The sequence below is a fragment of the Ideonella aquatica genome (assembly GCF_018069755.1).
GTDB classification, from domain to species: Bacteria; Pseudomonadota; Gammaproteobacteria; order Burkholderiales; family Burkholderiaceae_C; genus Ideonella; species Ideonella aquatica.
This window is the reverse complement of record NZ_JAGQDE010000018.1, coordinates 58586-79327: the sequence shown is the minus strand read 5'-3', so window position 1 is coordinate 79327 and position 20742 is coordinate 58586. Positions and strand designations below refer to the sequence as shown.

27 protein-coding genes are annotated in these 20742 nt (G+C 69.3%); 18 read left to right on the top strand and 9 right to left on the bottom strand.

What is annotated here, in order from left to right:
* The first annotated feature begins 110 nt into the window (after positions 1–110).
* From KAK06_RS18085 to KAK06_RS18075, 3 genes are all read left to right on the top strand, one after another.
* Positions 111–338, top strand: a complete 228-nt coding sequence (locus tag KAK06_RS18085) for a sulfurtransferase TusA family protein (protein ID WP_210803537.1) — start codon at positions 111–113, stop codon at positions 336–338.
* 33 nt (positions 339–371) lie between these two features.
* Positions 372–839 carry a sulfur carrier protein DsrE2 gene (gene dsrE2, locus KAK06_RS18080; protein WP_210803536.1) on the top strand — a complete coding sequence of 156 codons (468 nt, stop codon included), beginning with the start codon at positions 372–374 and terminating at the stop codon, positions 837–839.
* Between the two features lie 61 nt (positions 840–900).
* The gene (locus KAK06_RS18075; protein ID WP_210803535.1) at positions 901–2007 is read left to right on the top strand and encodes a YeeE/YedE family protein; all 1107 of its coding nucleotides are present in this window, start codon (positions 901–903) and stop codon (positions 2005–2007) included.
* Between the two features lie 10 nt (positions 2008–2017).
* Here the strand turns inward: KAK06_RS18075 and KAK06_RS18070 are convergent, their stop codons facing one another.
* From KAK06_RS18070 to KAK06_RS18030, 9 genes are read right to left on the bottom strand one after another with little or no spacing between them, the layout of a single operon-like run.
* Entirely contained in the window at positions 2018–2470 is a 453-nt protein-coding gene (locus KAK06_RS18070) for a hypothetical protein (protein WP_210803534.1), read from the bottom strand.
* Positions 2467–2676 (bottom strand): hypothetical protein, encoded by a 210-nt coding sequence (locus tag KAK06_RS18065; RefSeq protein WP_210803533.1) that lies wholly within the window; start codon positions 2674–2676, stop codon positions 2467–2469. Before KAK06_RS18065 ends, KAK06_RS18070 begins: the two co-directional genes overlap by 4 nt.
* Positions 2677–2684: 8 nt before the next feature.
* Entirely contained in the window at positions 2685–3023 is a 339-nt protein-coding gene (locus KAK06_RS24440; protein ID WP_210803532.1) for a S24 family peptidase, read from the bottom strand.
* The gene (locus KAK06_RS18055) at positions 3020–4480 is read right to left on the bottom strand and encodes a 2Fe-2S iron-sulfur cluster-binding protein (RefSeq protein ID WP_210803531.1); all 1461 of its coding nucleotides are present in this window, start codon (positions 4478–4480) and stop codon (positions 3020–3022) included. Before KAK06_RS18055 ends, KAK06_RS24440 begins: the two co-directional genes overlap by 4 nt.
* The gene (locus KAK06_RS18050; protein ID WP_247652963.1) at positions 4465–5415 is read right to left on the bottom strand and encodes a TauD/TfdA family dioxygenase; all 951 of its coding nucleotides are present in this window, start codon (positions 5413–5415) and stop codon (positions 4465–4467) included. The genes KAK06_RS18055 and KAK06_RS18050 overlap by 16 nt, the downstream gene beginning before the upstream one ends.
* A gap of 4 nt (positions 5416–5419) precedes the next feature.
* Positions 5420–6037, bottom strand: a complete 618-nt coding sequence (locus tag KAK06_RS18045; protein WP_210803530.1) for a hypothetical protein — start codon at positions 6035–6037, stop codon at positions 5420–5422.
* Positions 6038–6052: 15 nt separating this feature from the next.
* A complete protein-coding gene (locus KAK06_RS18040) occupies positions 6053–6382 on the bottom strand; it encodes a TusE/DsrC/DsvC family sulfur relay protein (protein WP_210803529.1) in 330 nt (109 codons plus the stop codon).
* A 31-nt stretch (positions 6383–6413) separates the two neighbouring features.
* Positions 6414–7019: a type I-MYXAN CRISPR-associated protein Cas6/Cmx6 gene (locus tag KAK06_RS18035; RefSeq protein WP_210803528.1), complete on the bottom strand. Its 606-nt coding sequence runs from the start codon at positions 7017–7019 to the stop codon at positions 6414–6416.
* On the bottom strand, positions 7019–7264 hold the full coding sequence (locus KAK06_RS18030; RefSeq protein ID WP_210803527.1) for a DUF6967 family protein: 246 nt from the start codon (positions 7262–7264) through the stop codon (positions 7019–7021). The genes KAK06_RS18035 and KAK06_RS18030 overlap by 1 nt, the downstream gene beginning before the upstream one ends.
* A gap of 253 nt (positions 7265–7517) precedes the next feature.
* On the opposite strand from KAK06_RS18030, the gene dsrA reads away from it, so the two are divergent.
* The 15 genes from dsrA (at position 7518) to cobA (ending at position 20740) form a co-directional block, all read left to right on the top strand.
* Positions 7518–8813, top strand: coding sequence for a dissimilatory-type sulfite reductase subunit alpha (gene dsrA, locus KAK06_RS18025; protein WP_210803526.1), 1296 nt, complete (start codon positions 7518–7520; stop codon positions 8811–8813).
* 42 nt (positions 8814–8855) lie between these two features.
* The gene (gene dsrB / locus KAK06_RS18020; protein ID WP_210803525.1) at positions 8856–9929 is read left to right on the top strand and encodes a dissimilatory-type sulfite reductase subunit beta; all 1074 of its coding nucleotides are present in this window, start codon (positions 8856–8858) and stop codon (positions 9927–9929) included.
* A gap of 14 nt (positions 9930–9943) precedes the next feature.
* A complete protein-coding gene (gene tusD, locus KAK06_RS18015; protein ID WP_210803524.1) occupies positions 9944–10303 on the top strand; it encodes a sulfurtransferase complex subunit TusD in 360 nt (119 codons plus the stop codon).
* A 1-nt stretch (position 10304) separates the two neighbouring features.
* Positions 10305–10661, top strand: coding sequence for a sulfurtransferase complex subunit TusC (tusC, locus tag KAK06_RS18010; RefSeq protein WP_210803523.1), 357 nt, complete (start codon positions 10305–10307; stop codon positions 10659–10661).
* Between the two features lie 7 nt (positions 10662–10668).
* Entirely contained in the window at positions 10669–10968 is a 300-nt protein-coding gene (gene tusB / locus KAK06_RS18005) for a sulfurtransferase complex subunit TusB (protein WP_210803522.1), read from the top strand.
* A gap of 30 nt (positions 10969–10998) precedes the next feature.
* A complete protein-coding gene (locus KAK06_RS18000; protein WP_210803521.1) occupies positions 10999–11331 on the top strand; it encodes a TusE/DsrC/DsvC family sulfur relay protein in 333 nt (110 codons plus the stop codon).
* Between the two features lie 61 nt (positions 11332–11392).
* On the top strand, positions 11393–12121 hold the full coding sequence (locus KAK06_RS17995) for a respiratory nitrate reductase subunit gamma (RefSeq protein ID WP_247652962.1): 729 nt from the start codon (positions 11393–11395) through the stop codon (positions 12119–12121).
* A 19-nt stretch (positions 12122–12140) separates the two neighbouring features.
* Entirely contained in the window at positions 12141–13673 is a 1533-nt protein-coding gene (dsrK, locus tag KAK06_RS17990; RefSeq protein WP_210803519.1) for a sulfate reduction electron transfer complex DsrMKJOP subunit DsrK, read from the top strand.
* A gap of 26 nt (positions 13674–13699) precedes the next feature.
* Positions 13700–15652, top strand: a complete 1953-nt coding sequence (locus tag KAK06_RS17985; RefSeq protein ID WP_210803518.1) for an NAD(P)-binding protein — start codon at positions 13700–13702, stop codon at positions 15650–15652.
* 4 nt (positions 15653–15656) lie between these two features.
* Positions 15657–16100: a hypothetical protein gene (locus tag KAK06_RS17980; RefSeq protein ID WP_210803517.1), complete on the top strand. Its 444-nt coding sequence runs from the start codon at positions 15657–15659 to the stop codon at positions 16098–16100.
* Positions 16097–16849, top strand: coding sequence for a sulfate reduction electron transfer complex DsrMKJOP subunit DsrO (dsrO, locus tag KAK06_RS17975; RefSeq protein WP_210803516.1), 753 nt, complete (start codon positions 16097–16099; stop codon positions 16847–16849). Before KAK06_RS17980 ends, dsrO begins: the two co-directional genes overlap by 4 nt.
* Before the next feature lie 9 nt (positions 16850–16858).
* Positions 16859–18085 carry an NrfD/PsrC family molybdoenzyme membrane anchor subunit gene (gene nrfD / locus KAK06_RS17970; protein WP_247652961.1) on the top strand — a complete coding sequence of 409 codons (1227 nt, stop codon included), beginning with the start codon at positions 16859–16861 and terminating at the stop codon, positions 18083–18085.
* Entirely contained in the window at positions 18086–19603 is a 1518-nt protein-coding gene (locus tag KAK06_RS17965) for a cobyrinic acid a,c-diamide synthase CobB (RefSeq protein WP_247652960.1), read from the top strand.
* Complete coding sequence (locus tag KAK06_RS17960; RefSeq protein WP_210803515.1) at positions 19587–19946, top strand: HesB/IscA family protein; 360 nt, start codon at positions 19587–19589, stop codon at positions 19944–19946. The genes KAK06_RS17965 and KAK06_RS17960 overlap by 17 nt, the downstream gene beginning before the upstream one ends.
* An 11-nt stretch (positions 19947–19957) precedes the next feature.
* On the top strand, positions 19958–20740 hold the full coding sequence (gene cobA / locus KAK06_RS17955; RefSeq protein ID WP_210803514.1) for a uroporphyrinogen-III C-methyltransferase: 783 nt from the start codon (positions 19958–19960) through the stop codon (positions 20738–20740).
* Positions 20741–20742: the final 2 nt, after the last annotated feature.

Here is a 20742-nt window from a genome sequence, read left to right as displayed (position 1 = left end):
GCTTGCGTCGAAATTGCCCCTGCCGCCAGCAAGGACTGGCGAACACGCATGCGCGCCGCCACCGGTCCCCCGGTGCAGGCGCCACAATGCCCACGACTGGAGACAAGCACATGAACTTCGACAAGGAATTCGACGCCTCGGGCCTGGCCTGCCCGCTGCCCATCGTCAAGACCAAGAAATCGCTGTCCGACATGGCCAGTGGTCAGGTCCTGCGCGTGGTGGCCACCGATCCGGGATCGGTCTGCGACATGGCCGCCTTCGCCGAGCAGACCGGCAACACCCTGCTCGAGCAGGGCAGCGAGGGCGGCAAGTTCGTCTTCTTCCTGCGCAAGGCCTGAGCCCGCCGCGCCTCACCCGAACCCGGAGTTCGCATGAGCAAGAAGATGGCGATCATCGCCACCAAGGGCACGCTCGACATGGCGTACCCGCCGCTGATCCTGGCCTCCACCGCCGCCGCTCTCGGCTGGGATGTGCAGATCTTCTTCACCTTCTACGGCCTGCAACTGCTGCGCAAGGACCTGAGCGGCGTGGCGATCAGCCCGCTGGCCAACCCGGCGATGCCGATGCCGGTGCCAATGCCGGTGCTGGTCTCGGCACTGCCGGGCATGGAGGCCATGGCCACCTCGATGATGAAGGCCAAGATCAAATCCAAGGGCGTGGCCTCGCTGGAGGAACTGCGTGACCTGTGCGTCGAGGCCGAGGTCAAGTTCATTGCCTGCCAGATGACCGTGGACCTGTTCGAGTTCAAGACCTCCGAGTTCATCGACGGCATCGAGTATGGTGGCGCCGCCACCTTCATGAAATTCGCCGGCGAGACCGACGTCTGCCTGTTCATCTGAACGGTGGCCCGGTGCCTGAGCGCACCGGCCCGATGAACTGACAACGCTGTAGGAGACATCGATGTCGATCGAGTCCACCGTGATCCTGGGTGGCTTTGCCACCGCCGTGGTGCTGGGCGCCGTGGCCCAGCGCAGCAACTTCTGCACGATGGGCGCGCTGTCCGACGTCGTCAACATGGGCCATTGGGGCCGCATGCGCATGTGGGTGTTGGCCATGGCCGTGGCCATTGCCGGCACCACCGCGCTGTCCCAGGCCGGGCTGATCGACCTGCCGCAGGCGGTGGCAATGCGCCCGCGCCTGCCCTGGCTGTCGCTGCTGCTGGGCGGCCTGCTGTTCGGTGTGGGCATGACCTATGCCGGCGGCTGCGCCAACAAGAACCTGCTGCGTGTGGGCGGCGGCAGCCTGCGATCGCTGGTGGTGCTGCTGGTGCTGGCGGTGTCGGCCAGCATGACGCTCAAGGGCCTGTTCGGCCAGTGGCGCGCCAGCTACCTCGATCCGGTGGCGATTGACCTGGCCGCGCTGGGCTGGAAGGACCAGGGCCTACCGACCTTGTTGCAGCAGGTCACTGGCCTGGCGCCGCAACAGGCTGCAATGGCTGCGGCCGGCGTGCTGGTGCTGGCGATGCTGGCCTGGGTCTTCGCCGACAAGCGCTTCCGTGGCAATGGCCTGCAGATGCTGGGCGGCGTGGTGATTGGCGGCTGCGTGGTGGTGGGCTGGTACATCAGCGGCCACCTGGGCTTCGGCGAGAACCCCGAGACCCTGGAGATGACCTATTTCGCCACCAACACCCGGGCAATGGAGTCGATGAGCTTTGTCGCGCCACTGGCCTTCGGGCTGGAGTTGCTGCAGCGCTGGACCGACCAGTCGCTGAAGATCAGCTTCGGCATCGCCACGGTGCTGGGCGTGATGCTGGGCGCGGGCGCGATGTCGCTGGCCACGAAGAGCTTCCGCTGGGAGGGCTTTGCGTCGGTGGACGACCTGCGCAACCAGGTGCTGGGCGCCACGCTGATGGGCTTTGGCGGCGTCACCGCGCTGGGCTGCACGGTGGGCCAGGGCCTGACCGGCATCTCCACGCTGGCGATTGGCTCCTTCCTGGCGCTGGCCGGCATCATCGGCGGCTCGGTGGCCACGCTGAAGTACATGCTCTGGCGCGCCGAGCAGGACTGACGCGGCGCGCTCAGCGCGGCGCCCAGCGGCGCCTGGGCTGCCAGGCCGCGATCGCCGGGACCAGGCGCTCCCAGGGCAGTTCGGCGAACGCCGTGTCGGCGCTGTGCAGCGCGGCGGTCAGCGCCGACACATCCTCGCGCCCCACTGCCCGTGGACCGGCCTCGGCGGCCAGCGCGGCCAAGCCGCCGCACTGCAGCCGCAGCGCCTGGGCGTGCAGCAGCGGCCGACCAGGCGGCGGCAGGCGCAACGCAAAGGTGGCGCGCTCGCGCGCCAGCGCCAGCAAGGTCTCGCAGTTGTAGCGTGCCGGCGGGTGGGCGCACAGCAGGGCCTCGCGCTCGCCGACCGGCTGGCGACGCAGGTGCGCGCAGCCGGCCGCGCGGGCCAGCAGGGCCTTGTCAAAGACGCAGGCGTCGTCGGGCCGCGCGCAGCAGGCCGAGCGTTCGTCGGCGCGCTCGGCGTTCATTCGTCGCCTGTGGGTCCGGCGGTGCGAATCTGACACAGCAGGTCTTCGGCCTGCAGCGCATCGTCGGCGAACATCACCTTGACCTGGCCGGCACCGCCGTCGGCGCGCGCGGCCTTGGCCTGGATGGAGGCCTGCTTGAAGCTGGGGTGGCTGCCCAATTGTTCGAGCTGGGCGAAGGGCAGCACGCGGTAGACGAAGTAAGGCATCGGTCGATTCAGGGGTAGTGGCGGGTCTCGCGGCGGCGGCCTGGACGGGCGCGCTGGATCACCACGCCGCGCACGGCCGCGAGGTCCGGCAGCAGCTGCGGCGGCCAGCGGGGATCCAGCGCCTCCAGACGCCAGGCGCCGGGCGCGCCTCGCAGCTGGCGCAGCGTCCATTCGCCGTTGACCCAGGCCAGCACGAAGCGGCCGTCACCCAGGCGACCGTCCGGCTCGATGACGACGATGTCGCCGTGCGTGAACTCCGGCGCCATGCTGTCGCCCAGCACGCGCAGCGCGAAGGACTCCGCACCCTCGCAGGCGCTGGTCGGCGCGGGCGTTGGCGCGCCGTTCACGGCAGCACCTGGGTGCGGCGCTGCGCCGCGGGCACCCCCATCGCGGCCAGTGCGCTGTCCACCACCTGCACGAAGACCTCGGGGCCGGCCACGTAGCAGTCGCAGTCGATCGCGAACAGATCGGCACGCAGCGACTCGACCACCTGGGCGGCGCCCGCCTGGACGTCGCGGTCGGTGATCGGCGTGTACTCGAAGGCGTCCAGCGCCTCCGACCAGGCGCGGCACTGGTTGGCCAACACCTGGCCATCCGGCCGCGTGGCCAGCCACAGCAAGGCCATGGCCGGTGCGGCCTCGAGTGCGAGCGCATGCTCGATCAGGCTCTTGATCGGCGCGAAGGCGGTGTCGCAGGCGATGAACAGCAGCGGCCGCAGGCCCTCGGCCAGCACGAAGTCGCCCATCGGACCGCGCACCGACACCGCCGTGCCGGGCTTCAGGCCGGCGCAGACCGCCGCGCCGAAGTCGCCGTCGTGTTCGCGCGTGACCAGAAAGTGCAGGTTGCGGTCGTCGCAGGGACAGCTGGCAATCGGCAGCGTGGCCTGCAGGTCACCGCTGGCTGCGGCCAGGCCCAGCGTGACCGACTGGCCGGCCAGGAAACGCAGGCGGTGGCTGCGCGGCGTCTGCAGGTGCAGCTGCGCCGTGTCGGCACCCAGCATGGTCACCGAGCGCAGTGTGGCCACCAGGTCCTGCGCCGGAATGTCCTGCGGCCCCGACGCCTCCAGCGTTTCCAGCGTCAGGTCGCTGCTGGCGGCGGTGTGGGCGCACATCAGCGTGTAGCCCTGGCGCTTCTCGGTCTCGGAGAGCACGTAGTCGAATGGCTGGGTGCGGCAGACCTCGCCCTGGATCACCCGCACCTTGCACATGCCGCAGCTGCCGTTGCCGCAGCCATAGGGCAGGCGCAGCCCGGCCTTCAACCCGGCCTGCAGCAGGGTGTCGTGGCCCATCACGCTGAACTCGTGGCCACTCGGGCGGATCGTGACCTGTGCGGACATCAGCTTGAGCATGTCGTCCATCGCTTCCAGGGGGTCGGCGGCCTCGCTGGCCAGAATCTGGCCGAGTGCGCGGTCGATGTCATCGGCCAGCTTCAGTGGTCCGGGCGGCGTGGTCGCGGCGCGCAAGCGGTCGCGCAGGTCCACCACCAGGCCGTGGTAGCGCTGCAGGTGGCGGCGCACCTCGGCCAGCTCGGTGCTTTGGTGAAACAGGCGCTGCGCCAGCACCTCCTGGCTGGGCAGGGTGCGCTCGCGCACACGGCGCGCAAAAGCCTCGTTGCGGATCGCCTGGGTGCGCTCAAGCATGCCGCTGTCCTCCAGATGGGCCTGCGGGTACAGCGCCAGCAGGTCGTCGCTGGACACCAGGCCGTCGTCCAGCGCCAGCCGGCCCTCGCGCACCAGCGCCTGCAGCTGGCCACGCGAGACGCCCAGCAACTGCGCGGCGCGCCAGACGGTCAGGCGGTGCGCCATGCCAGCTCGCGCGCATCGCTGCGGTCCAGGAAGCGGGCGCGGTACAGCAGGCGCGGCTGCGCCGGGTCGTCCTGGAAGGCGCTGCGGTCATGCAGCACGTTGTGACAGACCAGGCCCATGCCGGGCGCCAGCCGGGTGGCCAGCACATCGTGCAGGCCGCCCTCGAGCAGGCGCTCCAGCGCCGCCAGCGCGGCCTGGGTGGCACGGTCGTCCTTCCAGGCGATGCTGCGGGTGCGCGCGGTGTAGCGCATGTGCAGCGCGCCGCTGGCGGTGTCGACACTGAACACCGCGCCGCCCTGGGCGGCACGGGCCACGCCGTGCTCGTCTGTGCGCTCGGGAATCACCATCGCGTCGGGGGCCATCAGCGCGCGGACATGGGCCGGCGACTGGTCGCGCAGCGCGATGTAGACCAGCTCGTGGTCCAGCAGCGCGTTGTCACCGCCCTGGACCGCCGGGCGCACGCAGTGCAGCACCATGCCGCGGATGGCGCGCTCGGGCACCTGGTAGTAGCCGTCGGTGTGCCAGCGGATCGCGCGGTCGGTGTAGGGGATGAAGCCGCCGCGCTCGTCGCGCCGATCACTCACGCAGATGCTGGACACGCCGTCCTCGCCGGCCAGCCAATTGGCGTCCAGCCGGCGCATGCCGAGCTGGGCGGCCAGTGCCACCGGCAATGTGGGATCCGCGTCCAGGCAGGGGCTGTGGTAGAGCGCCATGTTGCAGCGGCTGAGGCGGTCCAGCAGCGCCAGGCGCTCGGGGGCCGTCAGCCGGCGCGGGTCGGCCACCTCCACCAGCAGGTGCGACACGCTGCGCGGCCGCGCCGCCAGCTTCATCGCCCGCCAGCGCCGGTAGGCGCCCTCGTCGTCCAGGTCAAAGGGGTTACCGATGAAGCGCCGTCGGCGCCCTGCGGCGGTCATCTCGTCGGTGAGCCAGGCCATGGCCTCAGTCCCCGGTGGCCGCGGTGGCCGGTCGGGCGCGCCGCGGGGTCTCGTCAAACACGCCCGCCAGGGTGCGGCGCAGCGCCTGCGCAGCCTCGGGCACCTCGATCGACATCACCTGGTCGATCACCCACACCCGGTCGGCGGCGGGCAGCAGCGGCTCCAGGCGCCACGCGAAATGGCGCACGAAAGCGATCTCGGGCTCACCACTGACGGCGTCGCTGTCGAAGTCGGCGTAGGTGGGGGCGACGGTGTTCCAGGCAGCCAGAAAGTCGTCGGCCCAGTCGGGGCCGTCGGCGCGGCGCGGCGGCAGCCACTCGGTGGCGCTCTCGGCGTAGGTGGCCGCCAGATGGCGCACCATGCCCACGGTGAACTCGTCGCGCTCCTCGGGCGATTGCCTGGCGTGCACCTGGCGGTCGGCCAGCAGGGCCAGGAAGATCGCCACTTCCTTCAGCACCTGGAAGTAGCCTGCGCCCACCTCGATGCCAAAGCCAGCGCGCTGCAGCCGCTTCACCATCTCGATGCCCAGGCGCCAGCTGGCCACGGCGGCCACACCGCCGCGCTCGGCCGCGCTGCGCTGCGGGCCCTCGCGGAACCAGCGCGATTTCAGGCGGATGGCCATGGGGGCCGCCGGCGCTCAGTAGCCGCCCTTGCCGAAGGGCTGCGGCAAGCCGGCCACCTTGGCGGCCTGCTTGGCGGGTCCCATCGGGAACAGCTCGTACAGCGCCTTGCTGTCGGCCTCGGGCCAGAAGGCATTGACGCCCTTGAGCATGTGGCGGAAGTTGGGCGTCTGACCGTGCTCGCGGTACTCGTCGCGCATGTAGCGGATCACTTCCCAGTGACGCTCGGTCAGGCTCAGGCCCTCAGCGGCGGCGATCACCTCGACCACCTCGTCGCTGTAGTCGGCCTCGATCAGGTAGCCCAGGTCGTCGGTCTCGAGTTCCTGGCCTTGGACGGTGTAGGGCATGTGTGTCTCCGTTGTCTTGTGGGAAGCAACCTCAGTGGCCGACGGCGGCGGCCGACTTGTGCGGCACGAACAGGCCGCAGCCCAGCCAGTGCCAGTCGCCCAGGCCCAGCGACTGGGCGCGCAGGGAATCGGCGGCTGACAAGCCGTGCAGCATCAGGCTGTGCCCGCCCAGCGTGCCTTGCGGGCCCATCAGCTCGTGGCGTCGGCCACAGACCAGCTCGCCGCGCAGGCCATGCTGCTGCATCCAGGCCTCGGCCAGGGCCAGCAGTCCGAGCTCGTCGGGGGCGTCACAGACCACGCTCTGCGACCACAGCGTGGGGTGGGCCAGCAGCGCCCGGGCCTGCGGCTCGGCCAGCTGCAGCTGGCCATCGCCAGCCTCCAGGCGGGCGCCAGCCAGGGCCTGGGCCTCGGCCAGGCGCGATTGCGGCACCCTCAGCAGCAGACGGGCCCGGCGAGGCACCAGCCCCCCCGGGGCCAGGCGCGGCGCGTGCAGGCCGCTGCCCGGGGCCTCGCCCAGCCAGGGCAGCCAGGCGCGCAGGGCCGTGCCCAGCTGCAGGCGCGTCAGCGAGGGTCGACCGGCGCCCTGCAGCGCAAAGGCCAGATCCAGCAAGCTGTCGTCCACCACGCGGGCGTCCATCAGGCGCGGGTCGCTGAGCCCGTTTCGGCGGCCATGCCCGGCTGCGACAGGGCCCAGCGCTGCATGGCCTCGGCCCAGGCCAGCGTGGTCACCGGATCCAGGTCAAAGATGGTGAAACGGTTGCGCTCGCGGATGCGCACCCGCAGCATGGCCATGCCGCCCGCCTCGAAGTCCACCTGCTGCAGCTCGATCTCCTGCCCACCCAGCGGCACATGCAGGCGATCCAGGGGGGTGATTTCGGTCATCGGGCGCAAGGGCACCTCTCGGTCAACGGGGCGGGAACTGCATTGAGCCCGCTGCGCCCCGGTGGCGTCCATACCCGGCTCGGGGCGCCCCCGCCTACGCCATACGGGTAGGTGCCTGCACCCGACCAGAGGAATGGCGCCGCGCTGCCGCAGTTCCCAGAATCCGCCCCATTCCCAGAAGCGGACGGCACGCACCGGACCGCCACCCTTGCAACACACACCGGTGCCCTCAGGCACCCACGGAGACAAGCCGATGGCCAAGAAGTTGCACGACACGCCCATGCTGGACGCGCTGGAGACCGGCCCCTGGCCCAGCTTTGTCACCGGCCTGAAGCGCCTGGCGAACGACAAGGACTACATGGTCGACCTGCTCGGCCAGCTGGAGACCTCCTACCGCACCCGCAAGGGCTACTGGAAGGGCGGCACGGTGGGCGTGGTGGGCTATGGCGGCGGCGTGATCCCGCGCTTCACCGAGCTGAAGGACGAGCAGGGCCAGCCCATCTTCAAGGATGCGGCCGAGTTCCACACCCTGCGTGTGCAGCCGCCGCCCGGCATGCACTACACCACCGAACTGCTGCGCAAGATGTGCGACATCTGGGAGGAGCACGGCTCGGGCCTGATCGCCTTCCACGGCCAGTCGGGCGACATCATGTTCCAGGGCGCCAAGACCGCCAATGTGCAGGCCGCCTTTGACGCCATCAACGAGATCGGCTTCGACCTGGGTGGTGCCGGTCCCGCGGTGCGCACCTCGATGAGCTGCGTCGGCGCTGCCCGCTGCGAGCAGAGCTGCTACGACGAGGCCCGCGCCCACCGCCAGGTGCTCAACACCTTCACCGACGACATCCACCGCCCCGCCCTGCCCTACAAGTTCAAGTTCAAGTTTTCGGGCTGCCCGAACGACTGCATGAACTCGATCCAGCGCTCGGACATGGCCATCATCGGCACCTGGCGCGACAACATGCGCACCGACGAGGCGCTGGCCCGCCAATGGCTGGCCGGCCACGGCATGGACGAGCTGGTCAACAACGTCGTCGCCCGCTGCCCCACCAAGGCCATCCAGATCAAGGACGTCTCGGCCGTGCGCAGCGCCGAGCACATCACCAGCGTCCCGGTCAGCGACGACAAGGCGCTGGAGATCGACAACAAGGACTGCGTGCGTTGCATGCACTGCATCAACGTGATGACCGGCGCCCTGGCCCGCGGCACCGACACCGGCGCCACCATCCTAGTGGGCGGCAAGCGCACGCTGAAGATCGGCGATCTGATGGGCACGGTCGTCGTGCCTTTCATGCCCCTGAAGACCGACGAGGACTACGAGGCCCTGGTCGAGCTGGGCCAGAAGATCATCGACTTCTTCGCCGAGAACGCACTGGAGCACGAGCGCACCGGCGAGATGATCGAGCGCATCGGCCTGGTCAACTTCCTCGAGGGCATCGAGCTGGAAATCGACCCGAACATGGTCGCTACGCCGCGCACCAACCCCTATGTGCGCACCGATGGTTGGGACGACGAGGTCGCCCGCATCCAGGCCAAGCGCGCCGCCGCCTGAACGCGCCGAGCCGGCGTTCGAAAACACCAGGAGACAAGCGACATGGCCACTGCACTGCGCCAGCCCATCGAGAGCGGCGTTCCCGACAACAAGCCGTACCTTCACCCCACGCTGGCGAAGAACTACGGCAACTGGAAGTACCACGACCGGCCGCGTCCCGGCGTGCTGCACCATGTCGCCCACAGTGGCGACCAGGTCTGGAGCGTGCGCGCCGGCACCCAGCGGCAGATGGATGTCTACACCATCCGCAAGCTCTGCGACATCGCCGACACCTTTGCCGAAGGCCATGTGCGCTTCACCATCCGCTCGAACATCGAGTTCATGGTCAGCGACCCCAACAAGGTGGCCCCGCTGATCGAGGCGCTGGAGAGCAACGGCTTCCCGGTCGGCGGCACCGGCAACTCGGTGTCGATGATCGCCCACACCCAGGGCTGGCTGCACTGCGACATCCCTGGCACCGACGCCTCCGGCGTGGTCAAGGCGCTGATGGACGAGCTCTACGACGAGTTCCGGCGCGAGGAGATGCCCAACCGCGTGCACCTGTCCACCAGCTGCTGCGAGATCAACTGCGGCGGCCAGGCCGACATCGCGATCATCGTGCAGCATACCAAGCCGCCGAAGATCAACCACGATCTGGTGGCCAATGTCTGCGAGCGCCCCGCGGTGGTGGCCCGCTGCCCGGTGGCCGCCATCCGCCCGGCGCTGGTCAACGGCAAGCCCAGCCTGGAGGTGGACGAGAAGAAGTGCATCTGCTGCGGCGCCTGCTACCCCCCGTGCCCGCCGATGCAGATCAACGATCCCGAGCACTCCAAGCTCGCGATCTGGGTGGGCGGCAAGAACTCCAACGCCCGCGGCAAGCCCACCTTCATGAAGATGGTGGCCTCGGGCCTGCCCAACAACGCGCCGCGCTGGCCCGAGGTGGCCGAGGTGGTCAAGCGCATCCTGCACGTCTACAAGGAAGACGCGCGGTCCTGGGAGCGTCTGGCCGACTGGATCGAGCGCATCGGCTGGCCGCGCTTCTTCGAGAAGGTCGACCTGCCCTTCACCAAGTACCTGATCGACGACTGGCGCGGTTCGCGCGCCAACCTCAACGCGTCGACCCACATCCGCTTCTGAGATGGCGTTCTGAGATGAAGTTCAGCCTGCTTGTCAGTGAAGGGCCCTACACCCACCAGGCCGCCGACACGGCCTGGCAGTTCGCCAACGCCGCCATTGCCGCCGGTCACGAGGTGATGCGCGTTTTCTTCTACCACGACGGCGTCTACAACGCGACCCGCCTGACCGAGCCGCCGCAGGATGACCGCCACATCGTCAACCGCTGGTCGGCGCTCAAGGAGCAGCATGGCGTGGACCTGGTGGTCTGCGTGGCGGCGGCGCTGCGCCGCGGCATCAAGGACGAGGTGCTGGCCCCGGGCTTTCGCATCTCGGGTCTGGGCCAGCTGGTCGACGGCGGCATCAAGGCCGACCGCTCGGTGACCTTCGGAGACTGAGATGAAGAAGTTCATGTTCGTCAACCGCAAGGCACCCTACGGCACGATCTATGCGCTGGAGAGCCTGGAAGTGGTGCTGATCACCGCCACCTTCGACCAGGACGTCAGCCTGGTCTTCCTGGACGACGGCGTCTACCAGCTGATGAAGGGCCAGGACACGGCCGGCATCGGCATCAAGAACCACTCCAAGACCTACCGGGCATTGGAGGGCTATGACGTCGAGAAGCTCTATGTCGAGCGCGCGTCACTCGAGGCCCGCGGCCTCAGCGAAGACGACCTGATCGTTGATGTCGAGCTGCTCTCCAGCGACGAGATGGCCGGCCTGATGGCCGAGCAGGACGTCATCTACTCCTTCTGAGGCCGCCATGCTGCACATCGTCAACAAGTCACCCGCGCAGGGCTCTGGCCTGGCCAGCTGCCTGCGCCTGGTCCGGCCCGGCCAGACCGTGCTGCTGATCGAAGACGCCGTCCTTGCCGCCACGCGCGGCAACGCGGCCGCCAGCGGCGTCGCGGCCGTCCAAGGCGCCGTGAAGATCGTCGCGCTGGCACCCGACCTGGCTGCCCGCGGCGCGGGCAGCCAGCTCGCCGAAGGCATCGCCACCGTCGACTACGCGGGCTTCGTCGCCCTCGTCGCCGAGCACCCCACCAACCAGTCCTGGCTCTGAACCAGGCCCCATCACCAACGGAGACACACCATGGGCATCGAAGTCAACGGCACCACGTTCGAGACCGACGAGGAGGGCTACCTGGTCAACCTGGCCGACTGGAATGAGGACATCGCGCTGGAGCTGGCCAAGGCCGAGAACGTCGAGATGACGCCCAGCCACTGGGAGGTGGTGAACTTCCTGCGCGGCTACTACGACGAGTTCCAGATCGCCCCCGCGGTGCGCGTGCTGACCAAGGCCATCGGCAAGCAGCTCGGCCCGGAGAAGGGCAACAGCAAGTACCTCTACGAGCTGTTCCCCTACGGACCGGCCAAGCAGGCCTGCAAGATCGCCGGCCTGCCCAAGCCCACCGGCTGCGTTTGACCGCCCGCGCCGCCGCCGCGGCGCGCTCCACCTCTCCAGAACAAGGCACCCGCCCGTGTCGATGCTGTCGCTCGCCTACGCGATCCTGTTCTATGGCGCCACGGTCATCCTGGTGCTTGGCCTGGCCCGCAAGATCCACGGCTACTGGCGCACGCCGGCGCCGCTGAAGATCGCCACCACGCCCGCCCCCTTGACGCCCGGCGGCGTGGCGATGCGACTGGCGCGCGAGACCGTGCTGTTCGAGAGCCTGTTCAAGTCCAGCAAGTGGACCTGGATCTTCGGCTGGAGCTTCCATGCGGCAATGCTGCTGGTGCTGCTGCGCCATGGCCGCTATTTTCAGCAGCCGGTGTGGGACCTGACCGCGCTGATCCAGCCCTTCGGCCTGTACGCCGGCTTCTTGATGGTGCTGGGCCTGGGCGGCCTGTGGGCGCGGCGCTGGCTGGTCGATCGGGTGCGCTACATCTCCACGCCATCGGATCACCTGATGCTGGCGCTGCTGCTGGGCATTGCGCTGACGGGTCTGCTGACGCGCTTCGTGGCCCGCACCGACATCGTTGCCGTCAAGGCCTACATGCTCGGTCTGATGCGGCTGGACATTCAACCGCTGCCCACCGAGCCGATCCTGCTGATCCATCTGGCGCTGGTGGCGCTGCTGATGATCATTTTCCCGATCAGCAAGCTGCTGCATGCCCCGGGCCTGTTCTTCAGCCCGACGCGCAACCAGACCGACGACCCGCGCGAGCGCCGCCACCTGGTGGCCTGGGCCGCCGCGCTGGACCGCAAGCACTGAAGAACGCACCGAGCCCGCCATGGCCACCGCCAAGTTCGATATTCCCGCGCTCAAGCCCTACCCGGTCATTCCGCTGGTGGCCGAGGGCGCGATGGCCCACAGCAAGCCCTTTGTGGCGAATGCCGCCATCCAGGGCGCCATCGGCTTTCCGGGTGAGCTGACCGAGGGTTGGGAGCAGCGCGCGATCACCCGCATGGGTGAGTTGCTGGACACCTACCGCTCGCTGCGTGTCTACATGGACGCCTGCGTCCACTGCGGCGCCTGCTCCGACAAGTGCCACTACTTCCTGGGCACCGGCGACCCGAAGAACATGCCGGTGGCGCGCCAGGACCTGATGCGCGCGGTCTACCGCCGCTACTTCACCTTTGCCGGCAAGCACTTTCCCAAGCTGGTGGGCGCAGTCGACCTGACCAAGGAGGTGCTGGACGACTGGTACAGCTACTACCACCAGTGTTCAGAGTGCCGCCGCTGCTCGGTCTTCTGCCCCTATGGCATCGACACTGCCGAAGTGACGATGGCCGCACGCGAGATCATGGACTCGGTGGGCCTGGGCCAGAAGTACGGCAACGAGATCATCGGCAAGGTCCACAAGATCGGCAACAACCTGGGCCTGCCCGGCCCGGCGCTGGAGGACACGCTGCTGGGCCTGGAAGAGGACGTGCTGGAAGAGACCGGCGTGGCCGTGCGCTACCCGATCGACCAGGCCGGCGCCGAAGTGCTGCTGGTCACGCCCTCGGCCGACTTCTTCGCCGAGCCGCATGTCGAGAGCCTGATCGGCTATGGCAAGGTCTTCCATGCCGCCGGCATCAGCTGGACGCTGTCCAGCAAGGCCAGCGAGGCCGGCAACTTCGGCATGTTCATCGGCAACTACGAGCAGCTCCGCAAGATTGCGCTGCGCATCCGCGAGGCGGCTCTGGAGCTGGGCGTCAAGCGCATCGTGGTGGGCGAATGCGGCCATGCCTGGCGCGTGGCCTACAGCTTCTGGAACACCCTGGTGGGCGTCGGCGCCGGGGCCAATGATCCGTTCGCGATCGAGCTGCAGAACCAGCTGGACCACCGCTACAAGCAGCCGATGCACATCTGCGAGCTGACCTGGGACCTGATCCAGCGTGGTGCGCTCAAGTTCGACAAGAGCCGCAACGACGACAAGATCATCACCTTCCACGACTCGTGCAACGTGGCGCGCGCCTCGCGCATGGGCGACATGCCCGGCGGCCAGTTCGTCATCCCGCGCGAGATCATCCGCGCCGTCGCGAACAACTTCCACGACATGGCGCCGGGCACGATCCACGAAGCCACCTTCTGCTGCGGCGGCGGTGGCGGCCTGCTGACCGACGACCTGATGGAGCTGCGCGTCAAGGGCGCCCTGCCACGCATGGAGGCGCTGAAGAACGTCGTCGATCAGCACCAGGTCAATTTCATGGCCACGATTTGCGCCATCTGCAAGGCCCAGTTCACCAAGGTGCTGCCGGCCTACGGCTTCGACATGGGCATGGTGGGCGGTGTCCACCAGCTCGTCAGCAAGGCCATCCTCCTGGGCGACCAGGACTGAGACAGAACACATCCAGGAGACACGCGATGTCCACGAACAACGCCCCAGCCCAGCCGCTGACCTTCCGGCGCTACAAGGATGGCGACCACCGACCCGGCCGCTGGCAGGACGAGATCTTCGACGCCGACCACTCGCACAAGTGCCCCACCTACATCCAGAGCACGCCGCCCTGCCAGGGCTCCTGCCCGGCGGGTGAGGACATCCGCGGCTACCTGAACATCGTGCGCGGCGTCGAGAAGCCGCCGGCCGGCATGCGCTGGCAGGAGTACGCCTGGCGCCGCCTGACCGAGGCCAACCCGCTGCCCGGCGTGATGGGCCGGGTCTGCCCGGCCCCCTGCGAGTCGGGCTGCAACCGCAACCAGGTCGAGGACTTCGTTGGCATCAACTCGGTCGAGCACTTCCTGGGCGACTGGGCGATCAAGGAGGGTCTGGCCTATCCCAGGCCCGAAGCGTCCACTGGCAAGACAGTGGCCGTCATCGGCGGCGGTCCAGCCGGCCTGTCGGCCGCCTACCAACTTGCGCGCAAGGGCCACGCGGTCACCATCTTCGACGACCACGAGCAGCTCGGCGGCATGATGCGCTACGGCATCCCGGGCTTCCGCACGCCGCGTGCGCTGCTGGATGCCGAGATCCAGCGCATCCTGGACCTGGGTGTGCAGGTGCGGCTGAACTGCCGCATCGGCACCGACATCACGATGGAGGAACTGCGCGCCTCCTTCCACGCGGTGTTCCTGGGCATGGGCGCGCAGTCGGGTCGCCCGCTGCCGGTGGAGGGCGCCGAGGCGCCCAATGTCGTCACCGCCACCGCCTTCCTGAAGGCCTTCAACGACGGTCGCATGCGCCATGTCGGCAAGCGCGTGGTGGTGGTGGGCGGGGGCGACACTTCGATCGACGTGGCCACCGTGGCGCGCCGCCTGGGCCACATCGACCAGATCCACGAGAGCGATCGCCCCGAGCGGGCGATTGCCGGCCATGTGGCGCACGACGTGGCCGAGGCTTCGGCGCGCCAGGGCGCCGAGGTCACGCTGACCTCGCTGTTCGACATCGCCAAGATGCAGGCCAGCAAGCACGAGGTCGAGCATGCGCTGGCCGAGGGCATCACGATCCGGGGTGGCATGGCGCCGATCGCCGTGCTGCGCGATGCCAGCGGCCGCGCCACCGCGCTGCGTATCCAGCGCTGTGAGGCCAAGCTGGTCGGCGGCAAGCTCGATGTCAAGATGATCGAGGGCACCGAGGAAGACGTCGAGGCCGACCTGATCGTCTCGGCCATCGGCCAGGCGGTGGACTTCACCGGCTACGAGTTCCTGAACAACGGCCGCGGCGCGGTCAACACCGACAAGAACTACCAGGTCGCCAACCAGCCGGGCCTGTTCGCGGGTGGCGATGTGATCCGACCGCACCTGCTGACCACCGCGATCGGTCACGGCGCCATCGCTGCCGAGGGCATCGACCGCTACCTGGCCGGCGAGGCCCTGGAGAAGCGCCCCAAGATCGACGTCCACGCCTTCGACCTGATGCGCAAGCTGGTCGAGAAGGGCATGGCGCCCGGCAAGGTGGATGAGCCGCTGCGCGGCACCGATGGCCACACCGGCGTGGTGCATAACTTCGACAACCGCTCGGACCGCTACGTCATCCCGCACACCGAGCTGTTCCTGGGCCACTTCGCCTACACCGAGCGCCACAAGCGCCATGTGGTGACGCTGGACGCCGAGCAGGCCCTGAACAACTTCGACGAGCGCCTGCAGGCCCTGACCGAGGCCCAGGCCCAGGCCGAGGCCAAGCGCTGCATGAGCTGCGGCCAGTGCTTCGAGTGCGACAACTGCGTCGTCTACTGCCCGCAGACCGCCGTCTTCCGTGTGCCCAAGTCCAAGGCCACCACCGGCCGCTATGTGGACACCGACTACAACAAGTGCGTGGGCTGCCACATCTGCCGCGATGTCTGCCCGACCGGCTACATCCAGATGGGCCTGGGAGAGTGAGGCGATGACGCGCCGATCGCCGCCCGACTGGCGCCGCCGGCTGGAGCGCGCCAGCGCCTGGCTGATGCTGGTGCTCGCCGCGGCCCTGTGGTGGACCGCCCCATCGCAGGCCCAGGTGCGCGAGACCGGTCGCACCCCGGTGCCCGCCGTCGCGCCAGCCGCCAGCGGAACCCAGTGCGTGGTCGAGCCGACGCTCATGCGCCGCACCCACATGGACCTGCTCAAGCACCAGCGCGACCGCACGGTGCGCGTCGGCGACCGCAGCTCGGTGCTGAGCCTGAAGGCCTGCGTGGATTGCCATGCCAGCCCGGCCACCCGCAGCGTGGCCGCTGCGCCCACCGATTTCTGCCAGAGCTGCCACAGCTACGCAGCCGTCAAGATCGACTGCTTCGAGTGCCACAGCAGCCACGCCAGCCAGCAGGCCGCCAGCCTCGTCCAACGACCATGAGCTGCCACGACACTTCCGAGAAGACACCGGCCGACCTGAAGCGTCGGGGCTTTCTGGCGGCTGCGCTGGGCGGCGGCGTGCTGCTGGCCCCAGGCATCACGCTGATCGAGGTGGCCCGTGCCGCCCCCCAGGCGTCGGCCAACGAGGCCGTGCGCTGGGGCATGCTGATCGACACCACGAAATGCGCTGACGGCTGCACCGACTGCGTCAGCGCCTGCCAGACCGAGAACGGCCTGCCCGCGGCGGTCAGCGCCACCTCGGCCCAGTGGATCCGCCTGGTCGAGATCAAGGACCACGCCAGTGGCCGCGAGCAGCGTGCACCGGTGATGTGCCAGCACTGCGCCGAGCCGCCCTGCGTCGATGTCTGTCCCACTGGCGCCTCGTTCAAGCGCGCCGACGGCATCGTGCTGGTCGATCGCCACGCCTGCATCGGCTGCCGCTACTGCATGATGGCCTGCCCCTACAAGGCACGCTCCTTCGTGCATGAGCCAACCACCGGCCAGAAGCCCGATGTGCCGCGCGGCCAGGGCTGCGTGGAAAGCTGCACGCTGTGCGTGCACCGTCTGGACCGCGGCGAGACCACCACCGCCTGCGCCGAGGCCTGCACCCGCGCGGGCCATGGCGCCATCGTCTTCGGCAACCTGAACGACCCCGACAGCGAGATCGCCCGCCGCATCCGCGCGGTGGCCAGCACCCCGCTGCGCGCCGACCTGCGTCTGGACCCGGGCGTGCGCTACGCCGGCCTCTGAGGACCCACCATGGCCGCCACCCTGCCTTCGATGCAACGCCTGTCGCCCGGCCTGTACACGCTGCGCGAACGCCTGTTCTACCTGCTGCTGGTGCTGGGCGGTACCGGCGTGGCGCTGGGCCTGCTGGCCGCTGCCACGCTGGAGCACCACGGCCATGTGATCAGCGGCATGGACAACCAGGTGGTCTGGGGTCTGCCGCATGTGTTCGCGATCTTCCTGATCGTCGCCGCGTCGGGGGCGCTGAACGTGGCCTCGATCGGCTCGGTCTTCGGCCGCAGCCTGTACAAGCGGCGTGCGCCGCTGTCGGGTCTGCTGACGCTGGCCATGCTGGCCGGCGGCCTGTTCGTGCTGATGCTCGACCTGGGCCGGCCCGACCGCGTGATCGTGGCCGCCACGCACTACAACTTCCGCTCGGTCTTCGCGTGGAACGTGTTCCTGTACTCGGGCATGTTCGCCATCGTCGCGGTCTACCTGTGGACGATGTTCGAGCGGCGCCTGCAACCGTGGTCACGCAGCGCGGGCATCGCTGCCCTGGCCTGGCGCTTCGTGCTGACCACCGGCACCGGCTCGATCTTCGGCTTCCTGGTGGCACGCCAGGCCTACCAGTCGGCGCTGCTGGCGCCACTGTTCATCGTGCTGAGCTTCGGATGGGGCTTGGCGGTGTTCCTGATCGTTCAGTCGGCCATGTACCGCTGGAACGAGCAGGTGCTGCCCGATGCCACACGCCAGCGCATGTCGCGCCTGCTGGGCCTGTTCCTGATCGCCTCGGCCTACCTGGTGGCGGTCTACCACGCCACCAACCTGTATTTCGCCCGGCAGTCGGACTTTGAGGCCTTCCTGCTGCTGGGTCGCGGCGGCGGCGAGCTGTATTCGATGCTGTTCTGGGGCGGTTGGGGCCTGGTCGGCACCCTGGTGCCGGTGGCCCTGCTGTATCTGCCCTGGATGGGGGGCCCGCGCAGCATGCTGCTGGCCGCGGTGCTGGTGGTGGCCGGCGGCTTCGCCTTCCTGCATGTGTTCATCATCGGCGGCCAGGCCTTTCCGCTCGAGATCTTTCCCGGCCATTCGGTGCGCTCCAGCTTTGGCGATGGCCAGGTCGCGCGCTATGTGCCCAGCCTGTGGGAAGCCCTGCTGGGCCTGGGCGGACTGGCGGTGGCCTTCGTGCTGACCACGGTGGGTGTGCGGGTGCTGGACTTCCTGCCCCAGGACGAACTCAGCGATACCCAGGAGGCCCACTGAATGGCCCCGTCCCTGCCCCTGATCGCCGCGACGGCGCCGATGTGGATGGTGTCGGCCGCGCACAAGTCCTCGGGCAAGACCACGCTCAGCATCGGCCTGGCGGCGGCCATGGCGCGGCGCGGCCTGCGGGTGCAGACCTTCAAGAAGGGCCCGGACTACATCGACCCGATGTGGCTGGCCCGCGCCAGTGGCCGCGACTGCATCAACCTCGACCCCTACCTGAGTGCCGAGGCCGACATCCGCGATGCGGTGCTGGCGCGCATGGCGGGCGCCGACGTCGGCTTCGTTGAGGGCAACAAGGGCCTGTATGACGGTCTGTCGCTGGATGGCAGCAACAGCAATGCCGCACTGGCCAAGCTGCTGGACCTGCCGGTGGTGCTGGTGATCGACGCCCGTGGCATGACGCGCGGCATCGCGCCGCTGCTGCTGGGCTACCAGGCCTTCGACCGCGACATGCGCTTTGCCGGCGTCATCCTCAACCAGCTGGGCGGCTCGCGCCACGAGTCCAAGCTGCGCGCGGTGATCGAGCACTACACCGACCTCACCGTGCTGGGTGCGGTGCAGCACGATCCCGCCATTGCGCTGGACGAGCGCCACCTGGGCCTGATGCCCGATGCCGAGGTGCACGACGCCCACGCCCGCATCGGCGCGCTGGCCCAGGCCGTGGACACCCAGGTCGACCTGAGCCGGCTGATCGAGCGCTGCGCACCGCGCCAGGCCCCGGCCGACACGCCCAGGCTGCGCTTCCCCGACGCGGCGGCTGCAGCGCCTGCCGCGCCCGCCGCCGACCCGGTGCGCATCGCCGTGGCCCGCGACGCCGCCTTCGGCTTCTACTACGCCGACGACCTGAGCGCCCTGCAGGCCGCCGGGGCCGAGCTGTGCTTCTTCGACACCCTGCTCGATGCCGCGCTGCCCGCAGGCGTTGACGGCCTGTTCATCGGCGGCGGTTTCCCCGAAATGTTCATCGGCCCGCTGTCGGCCAACCAGGGCATGCGCGCCTCGGTCCGCCAGGCCATCGACGCCGGCCTGCCCACCTATGCCGAGTGCGGCGGCCTGATGTACCTGTCGCGGCGCATCCATTTCGGCGGCAAGCAGGCCGAGATGGTGGGCGTGATCCCGGGTGAGGTGCGCATGCAGGCCCGCCCGGTGGGCCGCGGCTATGTGCATGTCGAGGCCACCGAGCACCACCCCTGGCTGGGCGCGCAGGTGGCGGCCGGCGCGCCGGTGCAGTGGCGCGGCCATGAGTTTCACCATTCACGCCTGGATGGCCTGCCCGACGGCACCCGCTTCGCCTGGCGGGTCAGCCGCGGCCACGGCATCGACGGCAGCCACGATGGTGTGCTGGTGCGCCAATGCCTGGCGTCCTATACGCACCTGCGGCACGCCGCCGGCACCTGCTGGCCCGAGCACTTCGTGGCCCAGGTACGCCGCTGGCGGGATGCCCACCGGCTGACAGCCTCCTTCCTCACGCCCGCTGTCCATTCCCTTGGAGACCGCTCCCATGCTGACGCTCAGTGACGCCGCCGTGTCCCAGATCCGCTGGTCGGCCGCCCAGTCCGGCTGCGAGGGCGCGGCGCTGCGCGTGGCCGCACGCCTGGGCGCCGATGGCAGCCTGGACTACGGCATGGGCTTCGACGACCCCGGCGACGACGACCTGAACCTGGAGTTTGACGGCCTGGTGGTGCTGGTGGCGCCGTCCAGCCAGCCGCTGCTGGACGGCACGACGCTGGACTTCGTCGAGTTGGAGCCCGGCCAGAGCGCCTTCATCTTCGTGCCCCCGCAGCACTGCGCCAACGACACCGAGAAAGCCGCCCGCGGCGGCTGTGGCAGCGGTGGCTGCGGCAACTGCCGCAGCGCCTGAGGAGCCCGCCGATGCATCACCGTCTCGATCCCGCCGCGGGCCATGTGGCCCTGGTCGGCGCCGGCCCCGGCGACCCCGAGTTGCTGACCCTGCGCGCGCTGCGCCTGATGAGCCAGTGCGAGGTGCTGGTCTATGACCACCTGGTCTCGCCCGAGGTGCTGGCCCTGGCCAACCCGGCCGCCGAGATGCGCTACGTGGGCAAGCAGATGGCCCGACACAGCCTGCCGCAGGAGGGCATCAACGAGCTGCTCGTGCGACTGGCGCGCGAGGGCCGGCGTGTGGTGCGGCTCAAGGGTGGTGATCCCTTCGTCTTCGGCCGCGGCGGCGAGGAAATCGAGGTGCTGGCGGCGCACGGCGTGTCTTTCGAGGTGGTGCCCGGCATCACCGCCGCCTGCGGTGTCTCCAGCTACGCCGGCATCCCGCTGACCCACCGCGACCATGCCCAGGCCTGCGTCTTCGTCACCGGCCACCTGAAGGACGGCAACGCCGAGCTGGACTGGGCTGGTCTGGCCCGACCGCGCCAGACCCTGGTGATCTACATGGGTCTGTCGGCGCTGCCCGACATCTGCCACCAACTGCAGCAGCACGGCCTGCCGGCCGACATGCCCGCCGCAGTGGTGCAGCAGGGCACGACAGCGCAGCAGCGCGCGGTCTGCGGCACGCTGACCGACCTGGCGCAACGGGTGATCGATGCGGGGCTGCAATCACCGGCGCTGATCATCGTTGGCACGGTGGTCAGCCTGCACCCGACGATGCAGTGGTTCGAGCCTGCCGCCCAGGTCGCAGCGGCCTGATG